The sequence below is a fragment of the Xenorhabdus lircayensis genome (genome assembly GCF_016306625.1).
In the GTDB taxonomy this organism is placed as follows: domain Bacteria; phylum Pseudomonadota; class Gammaproteobacteria; order Enterobacterales; family Enterobacteriaceae; genus Xenorhabdus; species Xenorhabdus lircayensis.
The window spans coordinates 70536-95248 of sequence record NZ_JACOII010000020.1 but is presented as its reverse complement, the minus strand read 5'-3'; the positions used below and the strand labels follow the sequence as shown (position 1 = coordinate 95248).

The 24713-nt window shown below is 37.5% G+C and carries 13 protein-coding genes; 9 read left to right on the top strand and 4 right to left on the bottom strand.

Features of this window, described 5'->3' with window-relative positions:
• Positions 1-120: 120 nt before the first annotated feature.
• The 4 genes from glnG to H8A87_RS02910 form a co-directional block, all read right to left on the bottom strand.
• Positions 121-1551: a nitrogen regulation protein NR(I) gene (gene glnG / locus H8A87_RS02925; protein ID WP_198688506.1), complete on the bottom strand. Its 1431-nt coding sequence runs from the start codon at positions 1549-1551 to the stop codon at positions 121-123.
• A 24-nt stretch (positions 1552-1575) separates the two neighbouring features.
• Entirely contained in the window at positions 1576-2625 is a 1050-nt protein-coding gene (gene glnL / locus H8A87_RS02920) for a nitrogen regulation protein NR(II) (protein ID WP_198688505.1), read from the bottom strand.
• 240 nt (positions 2626-2865) lie between these two features.
• Positions 2866-4275 (bottom strand): glutamate--ammonia ligase, encoded by a 1410-nt coding sequence (gene glnA / locus H8A87_RS02915; protein WP_198688504.1) that lies wholly within the window; start codon positions 4273-4275, stop codon positions 2866-2868.
• A gap of 344 nt (positions 4276-4619) precedes the next feature.
• The gene (locus H8A87_RS02910; RefSeq protein WP_198688503.1) at positions 4620-6449 is read right to left on the bottom strand and encodes an RCC1 domain-containing protein; all 1830 of its coding nucleotides are present in this window, start codon (positions 6447-6449) and stop codon (positions 4620-4622) included.
• A gap of 629 nt (positions 6450-7078) precedes the next feature.
• On the opposite strand from H8A87_RS02910, the gene H8A87_RS02905 reads away from it, so the two are divergent.
• The 9 genes from H8A87_RS02905 to dtd all read left to right on the top strand — a co-directional run bounded on the left by H8A87_RS02905 (position 7079) and on the right by dtd (position 24599).
• Positions 7079-10846, top strand: a complete 3768-nt coding sequence (locus H8A87_RS02905) for an inverse autotransporter beta domain-containing protein (RefSeq protein ID WP_198688502.1) — start codon at positions 7079-7081, stop codon at positions 10844-10846.
• Between the two features lie 405 nt (positions 10847-11251).
• Positions 11252-12961, top strand: a complete 1710-nt coding sequence (locus H8A87_RS02900) for a hypothetical protein (protein ID WP_198688501.1) — start codon at positions 11252-11254, stop codon at positions 12959-12961.
• 749 nt (positions 12962-13710) lie between these two features.
• On the top strand, positions 13711-15438 hold the full coding sequence (locus tag H8A87_RS02895; protein ID WP_198688500.1) for a single stranded DNA-binding domain-containing protein: 1728 nt from the start codon (positions 13711-13713) through the stop codon (positions 15436-15438).
• 273 nt (positions 15439-15711) lie between these two features.
• Complete coding sequence (locus tag H8A87_RS02890; RefSeq protein ID WP_198688499.1) at positions 15712-17391, top strand: hypothetical protein; 1680 nt, start codon at positions 15712-15714, stop codon at positions 17389-17391.
• A gap of 397 nt (positions 17392-17788) precedes the next feature.
• Positions 17789-19108 (top strand): hypothetical protein, encoded by a 1320-nt coding sequence (locus H8A87_RS02885; RefSeq protein ID WP_198688498.1) that lies wholly within the window; start codon positions 17789-17791, stop codon positions 19106-19108.
• Positions 19109-19321: 213 nt separating this feature from the next.
• The gene (locus H8A87_RS02880) at positions 19322-20866 is read left to right on the top strand and encodes a hypothetical protein (RefSeq protein ID WP_198688497.1); all 1545 of its coding nucleotides are present in this window, start codon (positions 19322-19324) and stop codon (positions 20864-20866) included.
• Positions 20867-21337: 471 nt separating this feature from the next.
• Positions 21338-23161 carry a ribosome-dependent GTPase TypA gene (gene typA, locus H8A87_RS02875; RefSeq protein ID WP_198688496.1) on the top strand — a complete coding sequence of 608 codons (1824 nt, stop codon included), beginning with the start codon at positions 21338-21340 and terminating at the stop codon, positions 23159-23161.
• A 325-nt stretch (positions 23162-23486) separates the two neighbouring features.
• Positions 23487-24104, top strand: coding sequence for a glucose-1-phosphatase (gene yihX, locus H8A87_RS02870; RefSeq protein ID WP_198688495.1), 618 nt, complete (start codon positions 23487-23489; stop codon positions 24102-24104).
• 57 nt (positions 24105-24161) lie between these two features.
• Positions 24162-24599: a D-aminoacyl-tRNA deacylase gene (gene dtd / locus H8A87_RS02865; protein ID WP_198688494.1), complete on the top strand. Its 438-nt coding sequence runs from the start codon at positions 24162-24164 to the stop codon at positions 24597-24599.
• Positions 24600-24713 lie beyond the last annotated feature (114 nt).

Here is a 24713-nt window from a genome sequence, read left to right as displayed (position 1 = left end):
AGTGAAATACTGTCATTATCTTCATATAAAGTTAATTCTTGATTATTTTTCAATGTTGGATTTTATCTTTTTCTGTGTAGACAGAATCCATGCCAAATAGCATCCATAATATATATCGATTTACTCCAACCCCAATTCTTTCAATTTCCGCGTTATGGTATTTCTGCCCCAGCCTAGCAAGCGGGCGGCTTCCTGTTTATGCCCATTGGTATACACCAGAGCGCAATTAAGCAGAGTGCGTTCCAGCAATGGGAGGGCATCGGAAAGAAGATCAGTTTTCCCCTCTTTTAAGGCATGTTGTGCCCAGTCTGCCAGTAATTGTGGCCAATTTTCAGGTGAGGTGGAGTGAGAAAGAGTGATAATTTTTGCCTGTTCTGTAGTTCGGTTTCCAATCAGATCAGCAGGAAGATCCTGTACCAGTACTTCCTTGCTGGCAGCCATCACGGTCAGCCAACGGCAGACGTTTTCCAATTGGCGGACATTTCCCGACCACGGCAGGCGTATCAAGGCAGTTTCGGTATCAGGATGCAGCACTTTGGCTTCAACACCCAGTTCTTTGGCGGTTTGTTGCAGGAAATGATGCGCTAGACGAGGAATGTCTTCCACTCTGTCCCGCAAAGGGGGTAACTGAACGCGAATCACATTCAGGCGATGATAGAGATCTTCCCGAAATTTGCCTTCTGCAACGCGTTGTTCAAGTTTCTGGTGAGTAGCTGCAATAATGCGGACATCAACCTTCACTGGTGCATAACCCCCAACCCGATAGAATTGCCCCTCTGCCAGAACACGCAGTAAGCGAGTTTGGATATCCAGCGGCATATCGCCAATTTCGTCCAAAAACAGCGAGCCGCCATTGGCTTGTTCAAAACGCCCGTGGCGTACTTGATTTGCCCCCGTAAAAGCACCTTTCTCATGACCAAACAGTTCGGACTCAATCAAATCTTTCGGAATTGCAGCCATATTCAGAGCAATAAATGGCGCTGAAGAACGTGGGCTGTGGCGGTGCAGGGCATGGGCAACCAGCTCCTTTCCCGTGCCGGATTCCCCATTGATTAACACACTGATGGAGGAGAGGGAAAGTCGGCCGATAATCCGGTATACCTCCTGCATGGCTGGTGCTTCTCCGATCATGTCTGAAACGGATACCGGCACTTGCGGATTGGAGGAAGATTGATGCTGTTCGCGATAGTGACTTAGCGCCCGCTCAACCAGCGCAACGGTTTCATCAATATCGAAGGGTTTTGGCAGATAATCGAACGCACCGTGTTGATAAGCACTGACAGCGGCATCCAGATCAGAATGGGCGGTCATAATGATGACCGGAAGCTGTGGGTGGCTCTGTTTTATCTGGTTGAGCAGGCTTAATCCGTCCAAGCCGGGCATGCGGATATCGGACAGAATAACTTCAGGGCTGCCCTGTGATAGTGCAGCCAGCACCGCATCGGCATTTTCAAAAGTGGTGCATTCCATTCCTGCACCACTTAGCGCCCGTTCAAGTACCCAGCGGATAGAACTATCATCATCAACGATCCAGATTTTTCCTCGTTGCATTGTCACCCTCTACTTCTTGATCGGTTATTTCTTGATAGGCAGGTAAATGGAAAATTCCGTATGTCCCGGCCAACTGGTAAATTCGATTTTGCCAGCATGCTGGTCGATAAGATTACGCGCGATGGACAGCCCGAGTCCAGTTCCACCTCTATGTCCACTGATCATGGGATAAAAAAGCGTATCCTGAATATTGGGGGAGATGCCTGGCCCACTGTCTTCAATGTCAATTCTGGCAGCCAGACGATAGCGCTCACCCTGTAAGCTAACCTGAAAGGCTGTTCGTGTTCGCAGAGTAATAGTACCGCCTTTTTTGCCCAGTGCTTGCAGGGCATTACGGGTGATATTCAGCAGAACTTGCTCAATTTGGTCAGGATAGTGAGACAGTTCTGGCAGGCTGGGATCATAATCTTTTATCAACGTGACATTGGCAGGCATTTCCAGTGAAACTAATTGATAAACCCGCTCGACCACATAGTGGATACTCTGGTGGGTTTGGGTTCCCGGATGCTGTGGCCCCAGCAACCGATCAACAAGGGCGCGCAGCCTGTCTGCCTGTTCGATAATCACTTGGGTATATTCCCGCAAGGACGGTTCTGGCAGCGCTTTAGCCAGCAGTTGTGCGGCTCCCCGCAGCCCGCCAAGGGGGTTTTTGATTTCATGGGCCAGCCCCCGAACCAATTCTCGTGCAGCTGCCTGCTGTGCTTGTTGTATCTGCTCTTGGCTTAAACGGCGTTGACTATCCATAGGCGCCAGTTCCAGCAGAATAAGCTGTTCGGAAATCGGTTGGGCACTGAGCGACATCACATGAGAGTGATTATTAATCACCAGTATAACTTCGTTGTCGGTAAAACCATGGCTGTTGATCAAACTGGAACGCATCAATTCTGTATCCATTGAGATATAGCTAAACAGAATTGGAAGAGGCGTACCGAATAATTTACGTGTACTTTGTGCCAGAAGTTGCATAGCGGAATGATTGGCGTAACGGATAATCAGATCATTATCCAGCACCAAGACGCTGTTTATCAGTGAGTCGAGAATCTGTTCTGCTTCGGGTAAATCAACCATTGTCATTCAATCTCTGCACTTTTTTGGTGCATTGTAGCCTATTTAAGCATAACTCGATGAATCCTTCTGCTCAGTATGCGTTATTTCCGCTGTGTATCATCTGGCTGTGTTATTGGGAACATGCATCATCACGAGTGATTGTAGCGTGCATATGTACGGGAAAAGAACCCATCCGAAGATGGGCCAAAAGTTTCACGGCAACAAAAAAAGGTACAACCGCAATGCCATCAAGCACACGATAAAACATTACACGCTGTAATACAGTTCAAACTCTAAAGGATGTGGAGTCATGCGGACACGCTCAATTTCACCCTTCAATAAGTTGATATAAGCATCAATTGCATCATCAGTGAAAACACCACCGCGTGTCAGGAATTCTCGGTCTGCATCCAGTGCGGCCAATGCGTCTTCCAGAGAAGGGGCCACCGTTGGGATCTCCTGCGCCTCTTCCGCTGGCAGGTCATACAAGTTTTTATCCATTGCATCACCCGGGTGGATTTTATTGATGATGCCATCCAGACCCGCCATCAACAGGGCAGAAAAGGACAGATAAGGGTTCGCTGCTGGATCAGGGAAACGCACTTCAATACGGCGAGCCTTAGTGCTGGCTACAACCGGAATGCGGATAGAAGCAGAGCGGTTACGGGCAGAATAAGCCAGCATCACTGGAGCTTCAAAGCCGGGAACCAGACGTTTGTATGAGTTAGTGGTTGGGTTGGTAAAAGCATTCAATGCGCGGGCATGCTTGATGACACCGCCGATATAGTAAAGTGCCAGCTCGGATAGACCACCGTATTTATCACCAGCAAACAGGTTAGTACCATTTTTGGACAGTGACATATGACAGTGCATTCCAGAGCCGTTATCGCCTACCAATGGTTTTGGCATAAATGTGGCAGTCTTGCCATATTTATGGGCAACATTATGAACTACATACTTATAAATCTGGGTTTCATCCGCTTTTTTAGTCATGGTATTAAAGCGGGTGGCGATTTCGTTTTGTCCGGCGGTCGCAACTTCATGATGGTGGGCTTCAACCACTAAACCCATTTTTTCCATTGTCAGACACATGGCTGAACGTAGATCTTGAGAAGAATCTACTGGAGGAACAGGGAAATAGCCTCCTTTGACACCGGGGCGATGGCCTTTGTTACCGCCTTCATAACGCGTACCACTGTTCCATGCCGCTTCAGTATCATCAATATGGTAATACGAGCCAGAGATGGAGTTACCGAAACGAATGTCATCGAACAGGAAAAACTCGGGTTCCGGCCCAAATAAAATTGTATCTGCAATGTCGCTTGCACGTAGAAAATCTTCTGCGCGTTTGGCGATGGAGCGGGGATCGCGAACATAACCTTGCATTGTGCCGGGTTCCAGAATATCGCAGCGCAGGATGAGGGTGGCATCATTAAAGAAAGGATCAAGCATTGCGGTACTTGGATCTGGCATTAACACCATGTCGGACTCATTGATACCTTTCCAGCCACCGATAGATGAACCGTCAAACATTTTGCCATCTTCGAAGAAATCTTCATCAATCTGGTGGGCAGGGATGGTGATATGCTGTTCTTTACCTTTGGTATCAGTAAAACGTAAGTCAATAAACTTCACCTGATGTTCTTCAATCATGGACAAAACATGTTCAACGGACATACTGAGCTCTCCTAAGTTTACGTCGGGGCGGTTGTGTATCTCTGTACGGTAAATTTTTACGAAATCGCTATTGCCAAGAGAAATGCGAAAAGTGTGCCAACATTTTAAAAATCTTTAATATCAATGTATGGGGCTGTGGAGGGAGACATATGAATGAGGTAAAAGTACGGTTTTAAACACATTTGCACCAAATTAGGGAATGATAAAAGAAGGTGCGCACCATTATGGTGCTATTGAGTATCGATGCGGTATTGATGGTGATAAGGCGCAATCTTTTTGTCGTACTAACATAGATTGCGCCTGTTAAATTAGAGTGAACTGATTATGATGATATCAACACCATCTTAATCAAGATAATAGGTTAGATTGTTGAGAAAGTATTGTTGTACCTCGCTACTATCTCCTCCGCCATTGAAGTCACCCCAAGTAATGACTGACTTCGTTGCGGTTAGAGCAACGAAAGCTCTTCCTGTAGAGTAGATGGCTCTTACATTAGTGAGTAGTCCTTGGACTGCGGTACAGTCACCACCATAGTCAGTATCTCCCCAGGTTACTACCGTTCCATCTTTTCTCAATGCGGCACATGCCTTAGCCGAGCCGACTACTTGAACGATATCTTTGAGTGACTGGATATCATCGGGTACTTCAAGATCTCCTATTGCTTTGACAGCATAATCTGTGGTTCTGAAAAGGATCGTGTCCATAGTGGTTGACATGTCCTGAACTTTTGACTCAATGGCGGTTGAACTATCGGAACCAAATTGGCCTCCCCAACCCCACACTTCATGGGTATCAAACTTCAGCAAAGCGGTACCGGTTTTTGGGGTATTGGCAACTTGTACGTAATCACCCTGACTTCCGATGATATCTGGTATAGAAAGTTGAGTATTTCCCCAAACCGACGCATAACCCTCTTTGTTCAGGAGAACAAAACCATCTGCTATTGGTGTAATGGAACGTATCTCCTGATAATTTCCCCCCAATGGTTTCTTCGTCCAATCTGATGTTGGTGTTAATACTGATGATCTATACCAAGTTTGTATGGTTCCAGAATCAGGAAGATAGCAGGTGATACCATAATTATTTCCTGCAAAGAGGGTAGGTACATCGTGTCCTTCATTAAGGTCGGTGGTTGGACATTTTATTTTGTCCCAGATGGTGTAACCCCCAAAGACATTTTCGGCTATAAAGCTCTGGCCGCCAGCACCAAAATGAGATGCCATCTGGCTAGCATAAGGAGGGATATAAGCACCATCTTTTTCAATTCCCCAACCTTTAAAGAGCATATCTTGACTAGGATCTATGTAAATAGCTGCATAGGCACCTCCGTTTGTGGTCAATGATAAAACTCCGGAGATATCTTCTTTGTTGCCTAGTGTAAAAGATTTATTGAAGTACCCTCCCCAACCTACCATGACCTGATATTTTCCAGGGCCATAAGGAGTGAGTAATGCAGCAAAAGTAGAGGGATACAAGTAAACAGGCGAGTCATCATCAATGTTATTATAATCTTCACTATTAAAAGGTAAGGTGGGATGTAAGGTGCCACCGTTGCCAAAAACGTTGAGTGGATTTATTCGGAGTGTGCTATTACCGTGAGAAACGAGAATGATGCGATTCGGAGCAGTATCATAGAAAAATGTAGAATTTTCATAAGACAAAGGATCATAGACTAGTGTACTACCATCATATTGCCATGTTACTGCAAGTGGCTGCTTGGTATCCTTATCCCAGGCAGTCAGACATTGTGGTCCTTTAAGGCCATTGGCCAAAAGGTAATTGGTAGAACGGGCACCCATGATGATAAATGGCTCATCGGTTGGTGGTGGTTTTGTTGATGTACCGTCAACAACTGTGATGGTAACTATTGCTGAGTTGGCAGGGTTGTAAGTATTTTCAATTACATAACTGACGTCATACTGTTGTGCTATGACCTGTTCTGGAGAAAAATCAACCTCGATATATTGACCAAGGTTATTGCCCGCATGCTTTGCATGGCTGAAAGAGTCATCACCGTGAGTAAAGGTCACAGTAATCTTGTCACCTTTATTGATAGTAGCGGGTGAAGTTGGTACCAAAACTTTAATATCCTCCCCTTGTAATTTAGATTTATCCAAAACACCATTATTAGCTTGAGGTAAGACAGGAGGAGGAAGTAGATGATTTTCGGTCATTATAATTAATCCCTTGTTTTGTTAAGAGTTATACAGAAATTTTAATTATTAAATAGGAGTGGTAAATATAAATAAAATATTGGCAGGTTTATAATGAAAATAAGTTATCACATTAATAACTGAGTGATTTTTTGTTTTTATTACTCGCATTACGAGTAATAAAAAATTATTTGCCTTAATTTTATGTTTTTTAATTTTTTTTCAGGAGTTAAGATGATTTTAAAAATATTTAACTATAAAAACTGACTCACTAATTAGGTTGATTTTTAAGGGGGAGTCTTATTTGGAGAGGTCTTTGATGATGAGGTTGTTTATTTTATACTGTTTTTATATAAGGATAGGTGTGGTTATTTATCTCTGGAGTATTTTAATTGTTAATTATAAATGGTTGTCATTATGATAAATTTTTTTAAATGAAATAATTTACGGCTATAGCATCATGAGGAATTGATGATTTTTTTGCGGGAAATGGTAAAAATCATCAAGTGATAACTTATTTGAATCAACTGATAAATATTTGTAATTTTATGTAATTACTATTTATATGCTATATCAGGAAGAAGGATATTTCTTACATTAATGAAATTAAATGAAAATACTCTATTGAAAATATGCTGAGGTCTTCATATATGCCTTCATATATTACTAATACATTTCGCTTTCTTATTGTTTTATATACATTATTGTTACCTTCTACGCTGATGAATGCCTTTGCTGATGGTAATGTATCAACAGGGAAAACATATCCCCAAGAAGTAAATAAGAAAGAAGATATAGATATTCAAGTTAATAAGTCAAGTAAAAGATTTCTGAACTCTAATACCAATAAAGAAGATAATTTGCAAAAAAGCAATGACATCTCAGAGCCTGATACACCGAATGTGCTTGTCAAAAACATTCAAACAGCAAGCAATATCCTATCATCTTCTCCTTCAGAGTTGGCAGAACAAGCTAAATCCTATGCTTTAAGTAGATTGAACAGTACGGTCGCGTCTGAAGCTCAAAAATGGTTATCGCAATTTGGTACTGCCAGAATTAACTTTGGGCTGGATAAAAAGGGAACGCTAGAAAATAACTCACTCGATTTATTATTGCCGCTTTACGACAATAAAGCTGATTGGTTGCTCTTCTCTCAATTCGGTTATCGCAATAAAGACAGCCGAAATACCATTAACGTGGGTTTAGGAGGGCGCTATTTTTATCAAAACTGGATGTATGGCCTAAATACATTTTATGACCACGACCTCACGGGGAAAAACCAACGTTTGGGGTTGGGGGGCGAAATTTGGGGAGACTATATTAAACTCTCCGCGAATACTTATTATCGCTTAAGTGATTGGCAAAAATCACAGAGTTTTAAGGATTATCAAGAACGCCCTGCCGACGGTTATGACATCAATGGAGAGTTTTTCCTGCCAGCCTACCCTAATCTGGGCACCAAACTAACCTATGAGCAATATTTTGGTGATAACGTTACCTTATTCAACCGCGACACCAAACAGAAAAACCCCAGCTTGGCTAAGTTAGGCCTGACTTATACCCCGATCCCGCTATTCACAATGGGTGTAGATTATAAACAAGGGGAAAGTGGACATACCGAAACCCAATTCTTGGCGAATTTAAATTACAAACTGGGTGTACCTCTGGGTGTGCAATTATCGCCAGAAAACGTGGCCTCTATGCGGACATTAGCGGGCAGCCGTTATGATTTGGTGGAAAGAAATAACAATATTGTGCTTGAACACAAAAAGACATCAATTACGCAATTGTCTTTGCCAGAAACGATCATAGGTTATAGTTATCAGCAACACGAGATCTCAGCAAGAATATCATCTGATACTCCTATCAAACAGATCCACTGGACTGCAAGTAAAGACTTTGAAAAAAACGGAGGGAAAATTTCTTCTAAAACAGGGCAGTCAATTCAAATTACATTGCCGAGGTTTCTCTCCGGTGATAATAAAAACAACAATTACGCGATTTATGCACTTGCCGAATTAAATAATAATCAGAAATCAGAGCTTGTGAAGATGAACGTCATTGTCAGACCTTACAAAGTTAAAATAAGTGAAGAAGCTAACTTCATTCCATCAGGGCCATTACCCGCAAATAACATATCCCATTATACTTTTAACCCCGTGATTACCTTTGATACAGGTAAGGGAGAGCCATTAAAAAATGCCACTATCGATAATGTTCAGTGGATATCGGAACCCGATGAAGGTGCTGAATCCGGTCTGAAGTTTAGCTGGAATAAAGTAGATAAATTGACGACAGATGAGCACGGTTATCTAACAAAAACTGTCATGTTGACCAGCCAAAAACCCATTCCGAATGTAAATGTTTACTTGAAAATGGAAGGGGAACTTAAACAATTGGTGGGAACGGTGAGTTTTAATGAAGATAAATCAAAATACCATATTGAAAATAACAAATTGGATGTTGATCAGTCTGGGCCGCTACCCGCTGGCGACTACAGTAAATATACTTATACAGCAACTATTGTTGATGGAAGTGGGACAAAAGTTATAGGTAAAGAATTAGATGATAATGATGTGAAATGGAGTGCAAAAGATAAGGAGGGTAAGAATGTTCCTGTGACCCCAATAAAAATAGACGGGAAATTTAAAACAAATGAGCAGGGACAATTACAAGCAATATTGAGCAGTCCGGTTCTCCTAACAGATGTTGAGGTTTCTTTATCGATTGAAAAACAACCATTAGTATCGGCTCAAAAGGTATCTTTTTATCTTGCCAAAATCAAGATAACGTCTTCACCACAAAATCCAATACTACCAGTCAATGAATCCTATGAATTAACGGCAGAGTTTTTAGATAAAAGCGGGAAAATACAGCCTGTTAGTTGGACTTTTGTTAAAGGGCAGGCAACGATAAAGCCAACTGGTGAAAACACGGCGAAATTGACCAGCAATGTGCCACAAAGTATTAGCGTGCAAGCGTCTATTGATAATGGTGCCTCGAAATCAGCACCTTTTGTTGCGGAATTCAGATGGCCAATTGTCCAGAAACCAACTTTTACCCCAGCCAGTAAAACAATTTCTCCCGATGGAACAAAATCCTATGTATTTACTGCAAAAGTATTCGATCCTGATGGTAAAACACCTTATACAAAACAGGATATTAAATTTAAATGGAAAGTGAAACTTCCGTATGGAGACGACCAGAGTAAAACTTGGTTATCGAATAAAGAAGAAGTCACTGCTCAGTCTGGCGGTATATTGAAGGTTTCACTATACAGCATTCAGAAAAAACCTGTAGTGACAGGCGCACAGGTCTGTCTTTATGTTGTTGACAAATCTGTTGAAGTGTCTTCGACAGAACAATGTGCAGAACCTGTAGATTTTGAAAATCCAGTAGAGGTACTTAAGATACAAAAAGTCACATCAGATTTTAAGATCGACAATGCTCTGTTGGGAGATGGCAACAATCATTATAACTATACGGCATATGTTACTAAGGCATCAGGGGAGCCGCTGCCCAATGGAACTGAAATAGATGCAAAATGGGATACTAATCTTACTGCTACAACTTACAACAATAAGGACGAATGGAAAATTACGAATATCAATAACGTAATACAAGATGGCAAAATTACTGCTACATTGACCAGCCAGGTTGGTGTGGGTGATATTCAAGGTGATAAACTAACTGATGGTCTGATAGTAAAATTAGAAATACCACAAGGAACAGCTCCCGCTATACTGGGCGAAGCATCTCCAGTGGCATTCCTTCTTGTCGCTAAGGAAGCATGGATTCACGTATTCAGTGATAAAAAACCTCAGGGATACATATATAAAGAACAAAACAAACCTTATAATACGTTTATGGCGTTGAAAGCTCAATTATTGGATCAATTGACAGAAAAGCCTATTTCCCAAGGGAACGATCGGGTAAAAGCATCTGATAATCTTTCGGTTGCTAGTATAGATAGTAAAGGAATAATGAGCTTTTATTATCCAGGAAAAGAGAAGGTTGAAATAACGGTTATGAAACCTAATAAAGCCAAGTATAGTTATACTTATGATTTTAATATCAAAAAACTTTTCTTGAGTTATGGCAATACTGACCCAATTTACCCTGGTACTGAAGCACACTGCACTACTAACAGCGATCCACACAATAGGGTTAGAAAAGTTGATATGTCTGATTTAACAAGGTCTAATCCTAATCCACAAAACATTATTCCTTTGACTGAAGAGTTTCCAAAAAGTTTCTTCTGGGGAATATTATACGGGGGTAGTAACCCTAATATATCAAATATACTTATTGGTACTAGGCAAGAGTTCATATACGATCTCAGGAGTGATACAGGTCCTAAGTATAGTACTGATATAGAAGGATATGTACTGTGTGTGCTTGATTTTAATATAGTATAATTTACTGAGTAATTATAAGTTTATCAGAGATGATTATTCTCTGATAAACTTTACTTTATTGAAGGTTAGTAGAAATTTGGAAGAAAATACACTCCAACTGAATAAATTACAATATATTATAAATAAAATTTCAAAATAGTAGATCACTTGGCGGTAACTCAGTCCGATTTTTGCGATCTGAACAATTGCGAAAAATCACAAATCACTAAACGGACTGAGTTATGCTTATATTAATATGGTGATAATTTAGTATGCGTAATATCTTTATGAGGTGATTACTTTTTTTCATTAGATAGCAAGTTATTTTTAATTTACATTAATGTTATCACTAGTTTTTTAATAAATTTTATTTGTACTATAACACAATAATATAATTCTTATTAAATAAATTATAAAGGTGTAAAAATGAGACACAAAAAAGAAATAATCACAGTTGAAGATGCAACCAATCCTATTACGGTGTCATTTATTAGTGGCTCTAATGTTTTTAAAGGTCAAAGTATTTATTTATCAATTACAATTGATGGTGAAAAAAATCCGGGCATATTTAATAAAATAGCGCACATAAAAATAAAACCAAAAACAGGATCAGAACACGATTTTCATGTATTAGAATATGTTAAATATTCATCATTTAACCTTGAAAATAGAACATTTGGTTCTACTGTAATATTATTAGAGATTAGTGAAAAAATTACATCCAATAATATTTCTTTTACAGTAGTCCCTATTGATAATAAAGGTAAAGATTTAACTGGATTTAAGCCCCTACCTATTACATATAATATAATAAAAAACACACCACCAGATATTATTATATTAAAAACTGAAAATGAATTTATAGAAACACCTACTACTCAAAATATAATACCAAATGGAACAAACAGGCTATATGAAGGAAAAGTTGAAGATGCTTCAGAAAAATCAATAAAAAATACCCAGATTATGATCACAACACAACATAATCAGTTTTCTCCGGCATTGATAAATATAGCCACATCTGAAGGTAACCCCATTGCTATTATAGGAAAGCAAGGTGAAAGACACTTCTTTGTTCTAAAGAGTGATGAACATGGTAAGATAAGTTTTCGTGCATATCCCATACAAGGTCAATCAGCGAGAATTGATTTTGTAGCTAAAATAGCAAATATATCACGTGAAGAATATACAGCAGTCATGTGTATTTTTCCTTTTGATTCTAAAAACCGTCCATTAGACAACCCTTTTATATTTGAAATGGATATAGGGGGTATACTTAAAAAATCATTTGATGATACGAGTTTTAATACGCAAATTAATTTATATCCGGGTGCCAGTAAGAAAGACGTACTTGCATTTTTTACTGAATATGATAATACAAAAAACAAAACATTATTATCTCCTACATATAGAACAGGAGATGTAGGAATGCTAAGTGAGACGCCATTTCCGTTTACATATGACCAATTAGTACTTAATCAACAGGGTGGATTATACTATATGGTGGTTAAGGAAAACGGAAGCCCCGTGTATTCCGACTCCCTACAAATGATGTACGTCGGTGGTGATGACTCATCAGAGCCAGATGATGATAGCGATACAGTCTATGATAAACCTGTTATATATTCTAGTTATATAACGAAGAGTGAGGTCAAACCTAGTTATCCAGGCGCCAGAGTTTATGAATCAGCTTCCGTAGCTTTTGACACGATAAGCCAACAGCTTATTTTTGGTGAATATATAGATAATAGTCAGAATGCTGGTTTATATGTAGTGATACAAATTACTAATAATTCTGCAGAAAAATTACCTACACCTGACCAGAAGGGGACAGTGAAGGTGAGTATAAAATCTTCCAAGAACATTCAGCCTCAAAAATATGACTTTGACTTAGCCACTAAGAAACTACTCACAGATGGAAATAGAAAATATCAAATAGTTACTATTCCATTTTGTCTCCTTAAAGAAATCCATCCAATAGGTGATTATAGGCCTTCAAGATTACATATTTATTACGAAATAACTGCAAAAAATAACAAAAAAACAAAAAGTAAACTTTTTGGAGTTAATATAGATACCAGTGACCCAAGTGGTCCTGATTTTGAGAATTATACATATTATGGATGCCCATCATAATCCTAACTTATAACATATTAATTATTTATTACATCGCTAATTTTAGATTATACGTATTGTTGGCATTATAAATTAGAGCGTCATACTGTCTTTAAGGGATCTTAATATATTAATGAAATGTAATTACAGTGTGACAAAGGGCGGATTCAACTTTCAAGTGCAACGCCGCCTGCTGTAGTTCTTCAAAGACGACTTTGGGTTGCCTAAAATTCAGGCGCTTCTTCGGTCGATAGTTGATTAACATTATCGTTTTGAATATACGCCGATAAATGATTACAGCCCTAACTATTATTTTTTATGAAGTAAAACTAAACATAAGGAGCCATATAATTAATTGATAATTTTTTAACGTAACATTATTTTTTAAGAGAAAAATTATCCATATGCATTTAATTAATAACAAATACATTAAACTTAAAACTAATAATCAATAAGGATTATATATGAATTTTGAAAAAAATTACTCAATGCCACGAGATATACTGGCATTGAATAAAATTGAGATGTCAATTCCTTCTGGTTCAGATATCATTATTGGTCAATGTTTTTTTAACAATATGTGCACAATCTGACTCAGAGTTACCATCAAACATTAAAGTTTTATTGAAATCTGGCAGAATATTTTAGGATTTGAGTGTGATATAAGTAATTGCCCTGAGAGTGAAGAAAATATGCATTGGAGCGATGATTAAAATTAATTTATATAATTATTTTACACTAAATATCAACACATTATTTATAAGGTAAAAATGAATATACTAAATGACAATGATACATTATTAAATAAATGTTCCTCTGGAAACCTTTGTGTATCAATACCGAGTGGCTCAGATATTATTATTGGGCAATCAGTGTATCTGACCATTACGTTATTAGCTGCTCCAGAGGTGATTAAAGATGTTAAAAAGATCCAAATAAAAAATAACACAAACGTGGTTACAGCCATCCGTCACACCCCGTGGACATTAACAGAAGATAAAACCCAAGGAAGCGCAGTATTTTTATTAAAAATCAATAACGAATTATTACCAGAAACAGACGTCATTTATACTGTTCATGCTATTTCACGTTCAGGAATGGGGGATGTTCAAGGGATCGATCCACTCAATGTTACTTATACAGCAAAACAAATCAGCCATGGCAGCGGTATTCAACTTAGTTCTGACACAAACTATATGGTGACACCAACCACCGATAACAGTATGGATTCTCCAAATAGTAAATATGCCCTAATTTCTTCAACACTGATTGATGATAAAGGCAACGCACTAAAAAATGTAGCTTTAACAATTTCTGCCTTTCCACCAAACAAACTAGAATTGGTTTGTTTTTCTACAAACGAAAACCCTCGTCGGCGTATAAAAACCCAATCCAAAGATAAAATTAATTTCCTTACTGTTTACTCTGATGAAGAAGGTAAAATTAAGTTCCGTATATACCCCAAACAATATACGCAAGTCAGGCTTGATTTAACAACAGAAATATTAGACGTTACAGGAGCTAATCCAGCATATACTTTGTATGTCTTTTCTTATCCACAAAATAGCCCATCCACACTTGGTCCTCCAACCATTCAAGAATTGGATGGAAATAATATACTCAAAAACAGTTTGATATCCCCCTCGGAAAAATTCCATGTTACAATCCCTTCTTATCAGCCAGCTTATGCTCAGGATGTTGCTCTATTTTTTATAAAGAAAGGGATGCATGATCAATCTAAGTTACTTGAACCTATCTATCCGATTAAAAACGTGAGTGATTTACCGGATAAAGCTTTCACATTTTCATATAAAGACTTACCTCTTAATGAAGAAGTTGATTTTTATTATATTATTTCATCTATAGATGGTGATATAAAAATATCTTATCCTCTCACTGTAAAATATCTAGGCAGTGAAAAAGAAAAAAATCCATTTGAAATTATTCCAAGGGTATATGCTAAGATTGATAAAATATACTCTAGCTATGCAACATTACCTATTAATTTATCCAGTAGTGATAATAAATTGTCTGAAGAGAATGATATTACCTTAGATATGATTGCCCAGAAAAGACATCACCAATCTGAAGGAGCTGGGGCACCTGGTTTATATTTATATATTGAAGGCTCGTATGCTCCAACAAATAAAGAATTACCTAGACTTAGCCAATCCGGTGAAGTTAATTTGTATTTACGATCTAGTACTAGAAAGATAGTTAGAAACTATAATTTTACTTTACCGAATCTCAATGATCCAGGAAGAACAACGGGTAGTGTTTTAGTGACAATACCATATTGTGATCTTAACCGTGCAGCGGCATACCAAGATCACCCTGGTCATTTATATATTGATTATTATGTTAATGATGATGATGGTATGAAGATATATAGTAAAGTGTGGAACGTAGAGATTGAAACAGCAGAGCAATATGATGATCCTAGTGAGCTAGATGGCTGTCCTCTTGGTGATGATCATATGGACTGGGATGATAACTAAATTTTATTGCTTGTATTTCTACAAGTTTAAAATTTGCAGTGTTTTATCTGAAAATTTTAAGATAGATAATTGGTGATGATTTATTATGTGGAAGCATGTGCAGTATTTAATTCTATATTTTTATATTTTAAAATATTACTTTGCAAAATTAAAATATAAGCCGGTTTTTAAGTGATAATTTATTTTTATTATATAAAATTTATTTTTGTGGTATTTTAAATTAGTAACAAACACTAAAACTTGAAATTTTTTATTTTATTAAAGGAATGTTATATGAACTTTGAGAAATATTCAGTAATGTCATCGAGTGGATTAGCATCGGATAAAATTAAGGTATCAATACCGACAGAATCTGATGTCATTATTGGTCAATATATTTTTTTAACGATATGTGTACGCTCTGATTCAGATTTACCATCAAATATTAAAGTATTAATAAAACCTAAATCAGATTCTATTTCAGTTATAAAAGATTATGGTTGGGAAAAAGTAGACGAAAAATCAGGAAAAATAAAATATCAATTAAATATTGATAATAAATTACAACCGGGTGATATTGTCAGATATACTATTCATGTTGTTTCTGAATTAGACCAAAATCACGATTTGGCTGGTTTTACGCCACTCCCAGTAGATTATAAAGTGAAGTCATTACAAAAAAATCCTATTACTATTCATCCAGATATGGCTTATTTTACTACGCCAGAACAGGATAATAATATTGATGATCCAAAAAATAAAGATTTTTCATTATTTTCAACTGTCATCAAAGATGAACAAGGAAATCCATTGAATAATATTGAAGTAAATATATCATCTATTATTGATGGAAAGTTAAGTAATGTTTTGATTACGACAGATGAAACCTCTCCTATATTGAGGAAAGTAAATCAAGTAGAGAAGATAGAGTTTTGTTCAGTTTATAGCGATAAGCAAGGGAATGTAAAATTTCGTGTATATCCTATAAAAGATAAACCTGTCCGGATTGGGTTAGTCATACAGGTATTTGGTGTAACCCAAAATGAAACAGAAGCAGCTAATATTTATGTTTTTGCTCCGAACATTGTTGATCCATTTGAAGAAATAGAACCTCCATTTATAAATGGGAAAAAAGAAGACAACACTCTTGAACAGGATTTAAATTCATCTACAAATGAATTTAAAATTAAAATTCCTAATTATAATAATCATAAATCTTCGGATAGTATTTTATTTTTCATGAAGGATGATTCTGATAATATACCTAAGTTGATTAAGTCAGTTTATGTTTTTGGTAATATAGTTAATTCAAGTGATTATCCTTTTTGTTTTCCGTATGATGTATTGCCATATAATAAGTATGTATCTCTTTCTTATGTTATTTCACCACTTGATGGGAAAGAGCAATACTCTAGAGGTAATGGCGTTAAGTATGTTGGTGGTCAAGAGAAAACACCAAAAGATCATATTTATCGACAGTATGATAAAGTCAGGGTTTATTCTAGTATTGTGGATCTACCTATTGACTTATCCAGTGATGAAAACGAAATACGCGATTATGACGTTGTTGATACAGGTTCAATAAGTGCCCAAAAGGACTCTGGAGTTAATGTTAATAGTGCTATTGGTCTATATATTATTGTACCTGCTTCTAAAGATCCCAAAAATAAATCATTACCAACAGTTGGTCAGAGTGGTGGTATAAATTTGTATTATACATCCAGGACGAGAAACAATCAGAAGGTTTATACATTCACACTGAATAAAGAAGGTGGAAATATAATTCCAATACCATACTGTGCTCTTAGTAGGGCTGCTGCATACCATGATGGTACTGATGGAGAACTCTTTTTTGATTACTATATTGATGATGGTAACGGTACAAAAACATATAGTAATATCTGGGTAGCTGGTATTGATACTGATACACATATGGGGGAGGATGATCTGGAAGGTTGTTCATCTGATGCTTAAATTTTTACTGATAATAATTAAAGGTTGAGTTATAGTTACTTTCAATATCTATATTTATTGAAAAGTGGGCGCTTTTTATATAAAGTTCCCACTTTATTATTTTGATGTTACTATATTATTTTTAGATATAGGATAACAACCTTATATAGAAACAGTAATAAACTGCCATTATTGAGTGGTGTTATTTGTTGTTTTTTATGAATTTTTCATGTAAAAGATGTTCCTATAATCATTTTATGATAAGTCTGTAGGTTATTATTCTTTTTTCACTGATAATTTTATATGGTTATCACGTGATAACTATTTTCTATTATACATGTGGTTATATTACTTGTTTAATATCTATCATTGATGTTCATATAAAAATATTTTAAATGAAAAATGAATAGGTAATAATATGAAAAAAAATGAATTTTCCACTTCAAATGATGTGAAAGTACATGTGAATAAATCCTTTTGTTATACACCAGTGAAAGATGAAAATCTTGAAGATATCAAGGATAATTTCATTAACTATTCTATGACGTTGACCGATATGTTTGGTCAACCAATGAGGAATATACTTATCCATATTTATTCAGTAATTGGAAGTTATATAGAAGATAAAATTATTGTAACGAATAATCCTGATGCGGGGCAAATTCTTAAATCTATTAAGCCAGTCACTACTGGATATAATGTTTTTGTTCCTATCTCTAGTGATCATAATGGGGATCTTAAATTTCGGGTTTATCCGAAAAAAGACATTTCTGCTGAAATAAAATTAGGTGCTGAATTGCCTGGGGCGGATGTGAATTTTATTGTACCTGATATATATATTATTGCTCCTAAGCCTAGTGATCAAAGTTTATTACTCTCTAGGCCAATAATAGTAGATCTTGATGATGGTCAACTGAGCGTTTCTGGCTCAAGCCAGAAGTTTGATGTCAGAATTCCACATTATGATGGGGCATTAGATGGAGATTCGGTTCTATTTTTTACTAAGGATAATAACAATATAACTTTTCCACCTGTTAAGAAAATAAGGGATACTATTTCTCATTATTATGATTATGAACTTTATTATGATATATTTAAATTAAATAATAAATCAGAATTATATTACATAATTGTTACAGAAAATGGCCGTAGTTTATATTCGCAAGAGCAAGATGTAACCTACATCGGTGGCGGAGATAATAAGCCATCTGATGATGTTAAACGTGTTTTTGAAATGCCGATTGTATATGCTAGTTGGGCTGATCCTACGAGTAAACCTCCCTTAGATCAGGATGATGATCGTTTTAAGCTTGATTGTGGGTCTACTATTAATAGTCCCTCAATTTCTGGTTATAATAAAGATGGAAATAAAGGTTACGGGTTGTTTGTAAAAATAATAGGAACAAATGATATAACAGATACGAAAAAACCAAAATTTGGAGATACAATTGATTTAACTATGTATCTTAACGGTGATTCTAGCGATGATTTGAGCTTTGACAATAAATATGTACAGACCAATCAAAGGTATTCTTGCGTTATTAACGATGTTCCTGATCATTCTGGTGGTAAGACATCAACGACTGTAATCTGTATAAAACACGATTTATTGGTTCACTTTGCGAGTAGCCCAGAATATGGAATTCCGATGATTTATTTTGAATATTATGTCTCTGATGACGGAGACCGTACTTACAGTAAATATTACTGGGGTAGAATTGAAACTATCGATTCATGATATTTTTAATAAATATATATATAGCTTATGGCTTGTAACAAGAAATTTAAAATGGATACGTAGATAACTCTATTTATATTAAATGGATAGGGTGAATTAATTAAATTAAAATATAATCTTATAAATATTTATAATTTAGAGTGGTAATTAAATAATTCTTAAATTTACACTCTATATAAAAGTTTAATTGGATATTAGGACGAGATGATTATTATGGCTAACACAATTAGCACTTCTGTAAAATATGGCTTAGATGTAATAATGGGGCAAAACCTTACTCTTGATATTATTTTAAAATCTGATAATGTTATTTCAAATGACGCTAATATTGATATAATAACTAAAAATGGTATTGAGCTTCAAAGAAATATACCACCAATAACTCTTCATGATGGCGGAAAAGTAGGGTTTTTTTCTGTTGAATTGTTTGTTGATGATAATGTACCTGAGAATAATAGTGTACTATTTGATATTATACCGAATTCAGAAGCAAAAGGATTTCATAAAACCAGTATGTTATACTATGCCAAAACTGTTGATATATCTTCAGTGAAATTGGAAGTTGGGGTTGACTATATAAAAATGCCGACTTCTCTTAATATTCCCCCAAGTGGACAATTAGCTTCTAAGATTAGTACGACAATCAAAAGTCGGGACGGGAAGACTAATTTATCTGGTACTCCTGTTACTGTGCTTGATACTTCTGGTAATTTTGATAAAGTTAATTTCTATTCTTCTGATAAAAAAGAAAAGTTACAAGTTAGAGATATCGGGAATAAAAGAGGGTTAATTATTAATACAGATTCTAATGGTAGATTGGTTTTTTATGTTTATGCTAAACAAGATAGCTCTGTTGTTCTTAATCTTGTCTCTAAGATAGTGGGTGTTACGGGAGAGATTTCGGCCGATAAGGCTTTGTATATTATAGATAGTGGACGAACAGATCCCAACTATATAGTAGATGAGCCAATTATTTCAGGGGAGCACCAAGGGATTTTGCGTTCTGATGGTAATTCTTCGAAATTCTCAGTTACGATCCCAAAATATGATAATGCAGAGGATAGTGATACCATATTTTTCTTTATTAATGGGTTAATGACTGATGTGCCTTTTTATTCAGATCCCGAAAATTTAGGAACTCCTTTTATACAGTTACCTTATAGTGTCTTCTTGGAGCCAAATAAACCAGTTAATTTCTATTATGTCATTATTAAAGATAGTGCGGAGAGATTAGTATCAGATTCAATTCAGGTAACATATGTAAAAGACGAAACGCCTTTAGATAATGTTTATGAGAAATGTAAAGTTTATTCTAGTCAGGGAACTAATGATAACGATCTAGTGACTGAGGATTACGTTATAGCTTGTAAAGATATCTCTAATTATAAAAACAATACGGGGGATGCAGGATTATTTGTTAAAATTACGGGAACAAACGATCCTAACGATGCGACAAAAGTACCTCTAGGTTCTGAAGTGACTCTGTATTTACACATTAGATCAGATCGGAAAAAATTAGATCTCCCTATTAAATTAAACATGCCGACTGATGCGGGTAACGATGGTAAAACTAATTTTTTCATACAAGGTATTACCCAAACATATCTTGTCGGTATTAGTGAAGTTGACACTGATAATCCTGGTAAGATTTATTTTTCTTATTCAATTAAGAATACAGATGATAGAATGATTAACAGTAAGGCTTGGAAAGGAAAAATTGATACTCATACTGATGGGCCATGGCCCGAGTGTGAGTGATGTCTAGTGATTTTTAACCGTCAGTTTTATATAAATATTATTATTAAGGTTAATATTGATTTTGTGGAGTGATTTTGTTGACCTTTTACATTTTATTTGTAAAAGGTCATCTATTTAACTGATTATATTGATAGTTGTTTTTATTATATGATCTCTAATTCGAATAAATATTTTTATCTGCTATGAAGTTATCACTATAGGTGAAAAATAAAGTAACACTGAGATAAAATGGCACACATATCACTCGTAGTTAACGAAGTCAGAGCACGTTACTAACGTATCAAACATGTTCCCTCATCGAGCGTATTCCGCCTTACCGACAAACTATCTAAGGTGATACATCTCACATTTATTTCACTCTGTAGGTATAACGTGTAAAATAGCACCATATTTGTGTTAGATGAGTCTAGCGGCGTCCCGCCACTCTGTATCATGTAATATTTCCTCAAATAGCTAAAACGGTAAAAATACTTGTCAATTAATAACTTAAGAAACATCGCCATCATCGCTCACGTCGACCATGGCAAAACCACGCTGGTTGATAAACTTCTGCAACAGTCCGGTACTTTCGGTGAACGTGCCGCAACAACTGAGCGTGTGATGGATTCCAACGATCTGGAAAAAGAACGTGGCATCACCATTCTTGCAAAGAATACTGCCATCAAATGGAATGACTACCGTATCAATATCGTAGACACCCCGGGTCACGCCGACTTTGGTGGTGAGGTTGAGCGAGTAATGTCAATGGTAGACAGCGTCCTGCTGCTGGTTGACGCGATGGATGGCCCAATGCCACAGACTCGCTTCGTAACCCAGAAAGCCTTTGCTCATGGCTTGAAGCCAATCGTGGTTATCAATAAAGTTGACCGCCCTGGTGCCCGCCCTGACTGGGTTGTAGATCAGGTATTTGACCTGTTCGTGAACCTCGGTGCAACAGATGAGCAGCTGGATTTCCCAATCATTTATGCTTCTGCACTGATGGGTATTGCCGGTAACGAGCATACTGATATGGCTGAAGATATGACTCCGTTGTATCAGGCAATCGTTGATCACGTTGAACCACCTCAGGTTGATCTTGATGGCCCATTCCAGATGCAAATTTCGCAGCTGGATTACAACAACTACGTTGGGGTTATCGGTATTGGTCGTATCAAGCGCGGTACGATAAAACCAAACCAGAATATCACCATCATCGATAGCGAAGGTAAAACTCGCAACGGTAAAGTTGGTAAAGTATTCAGCCACCTGGGATTGGATCGCATTGAGTCTGATAAGGTGGAAGCGGGTGATATCATCGCGATTACCGGCTTGGGCGATCTGAACATTTCCGATACCCTGTGTGAAGTTAATGCGGTTGAAGCATTGCCAGCACTGGCGGTTGATGAGCCTACCGTGAGCATGTACTTCTGTGTAAATACCTCACCGTTCTGTGGTCGCGAAGGTAAATATGTGACTTCTCGCCAGATCCTTGATCGTCTGAGAAAAGAACTGGTTCACAACGTTGCACTGCGTGTTGAAGAAACCGAAGATCCAGATGCATTCCGCGTGTCGGGTCGTGGTGAGCTGCACTTGTCCGTTCTGATTGAAAACATGCGTCGTGAAGGTTTTGAGATGGGCGTTTCCCGTCCAAAAGTTATCTTCCGTGAAATTGATGGCCGTAAGCAGGAGCCTTTCGAGCAGGTAACTCTGGATATCGAAGAACAGCATCAGGGTGATGTGATGCAGGCGCTGGGTGAGCGTAAAGGTGAAATGCGTGACATGCTGCCAGATGGCAAAGGCCGTGTTCGCCTTGATTACGTGATTCCAAGCCGTGGTCTGATTGGCTTCCGTACTGAATTTATGACCATGACTTCTGGTACTGGTCTGCTATACGCAACATTCATCCACTATGACGATATCCGTCCAGGTGAGATTGGCCGCCGTCAAAATGGTGTGCTGATTTCCAATGGACAGGGCAAGGCGGTTGCTTACGCACTGTATGGTTTGCAGGAGCGTGGTAAATTGTTCCTTGGTCACGGTACTGAAGTGTATGAAGGCCAGATCATTGGTATTCACTCACGCTCTAATGACCTGACTGTTAACTGTCTGACCGGTAAAAAACTGACTAACGTACGTGCGTCAGGAACAGATGAAGCGACAACACTGTCTCCACATATCAAGAAAACACTAGAGCAGGCGCTGGAGTTTATTGATGACGACGAACTGGTTGAAGTTACTCCACAGTCAATTCGTCTACGTAAGCGTCATTTGACTGAAAATGATCGCCGTCGTGCAAATCGTAGCAAAGACGCTTAATTTCTCTGTGATACATGCGTGTGATACATTGCGTGTGACAGTTTGAATGTGAATAGCTTAGGGTGTTTCGGCACCCTGAGTTTTTTATGATATTTCTTCCAATAATCTCTGCCATCCATTTCTAATCATTCGTCCGTACAGCCAATTGGGATTTCAACGGCTATTTATCAAACTCAACAACTATTTATCAAACTCAATAACTATTTATCAAATGCAACAACCATTCATCAAAAAGCAATTTGATTGTCTTTTTGTCTCTTTATTCTTTTTTCTTCATAAAATTATGATAAAAGTACCAAACTATGAGCGTCAGTCAGGAGGGATTATGCTGTATATTTTCGATATGGGTAACGTGATTATTGATATTGATTTTAAAAGAGTACTGGCTGTCTGGAGTAATCTGAGTGGGACACCATTGGCAACATTGACCCCGAGATTTTCATTGGGAGAAACCTTTGAAAAACATGAACATGGGCAAATCACTGACAGTGAATTTGCGGAAATGATGTGTGATGAAATGGACGTTTCGCTCAGTTTTGAACAGTTCGCGGAAGGCTGGCAGGCGATTTTTATTGGTATCAGGCAGGAAGTTATTGAGTTAATGAATAAATTGCGTGCTCAAGGGCATCGTGTGGTTGTACTGTCAAATACAAACCGATTGCATCTTGATTACTGGCCAGTGAACTACCCTGAGATTGCTGAATCAGCGGATTTTCTTTATTTATCTCAAGATCTGGGGATGCGTAAACCGAATCCTGATATTTTTAAATATGTGCTTGAAATAGAAGGTGTGGAGGCGGATAAAGCCATGTTCTTTGATGATGTTTTAGAAAACGTTGAAGCCGCGAAAAAATCAGGTATCAATGCAATTCATGTTACTGACAGGAACGTGGTTCCTGATTACTTTAAAGCATATAATTTCTCGCTTCCCACAGAAATTTAACATCTTCCGCTCTCTCCTCTCCTTGCCCGGTCTGGGCAAGGATAACAGGTAAGAAAAATGATCGCATTAATTCAGCGCGTAACAGAGGCAAAGGTTGTTGTTGAAGGTGAAACTATTGGCGAAATTGGACAGGGTTTGCTGGTATTACTGGGAGTTGAAAAAGACGATGATCCCCAGAAAGCCCTGCGTTTATGTGAAAAAGTAATGAGATATCGGGTATTCAGCGATGAGCAGGGAAAAATGAATTTAAATGTTCAGCAGGCTCATGGCAGTTTGCTGGTTGTGTCCCAATTTACATTAGCTGCGGATACCCAGAAAGGCTTAAGACCAGGTTTTTCTGGTGGTGCCGAGCCTCAAAAAGCAGATGAACTTTATCGCTATTTTGTTGAACAGTGCCGTGTAACTGGTGTAAAAACAGAAATGGGGAAATTTGCTGCGGATATGAAAGTCAGTTTGACAAATGATGGACCGGTGACTTTCTGGTTGCAAGTATGATGTGGTGGAACATTTCAATGGATTGATTTTATAAGAAATATTGCTTTTTACAATAATAAAATAACCCACCTTGTGCTGCATACGTTTCCCCCGACTACACATGACTACACACAA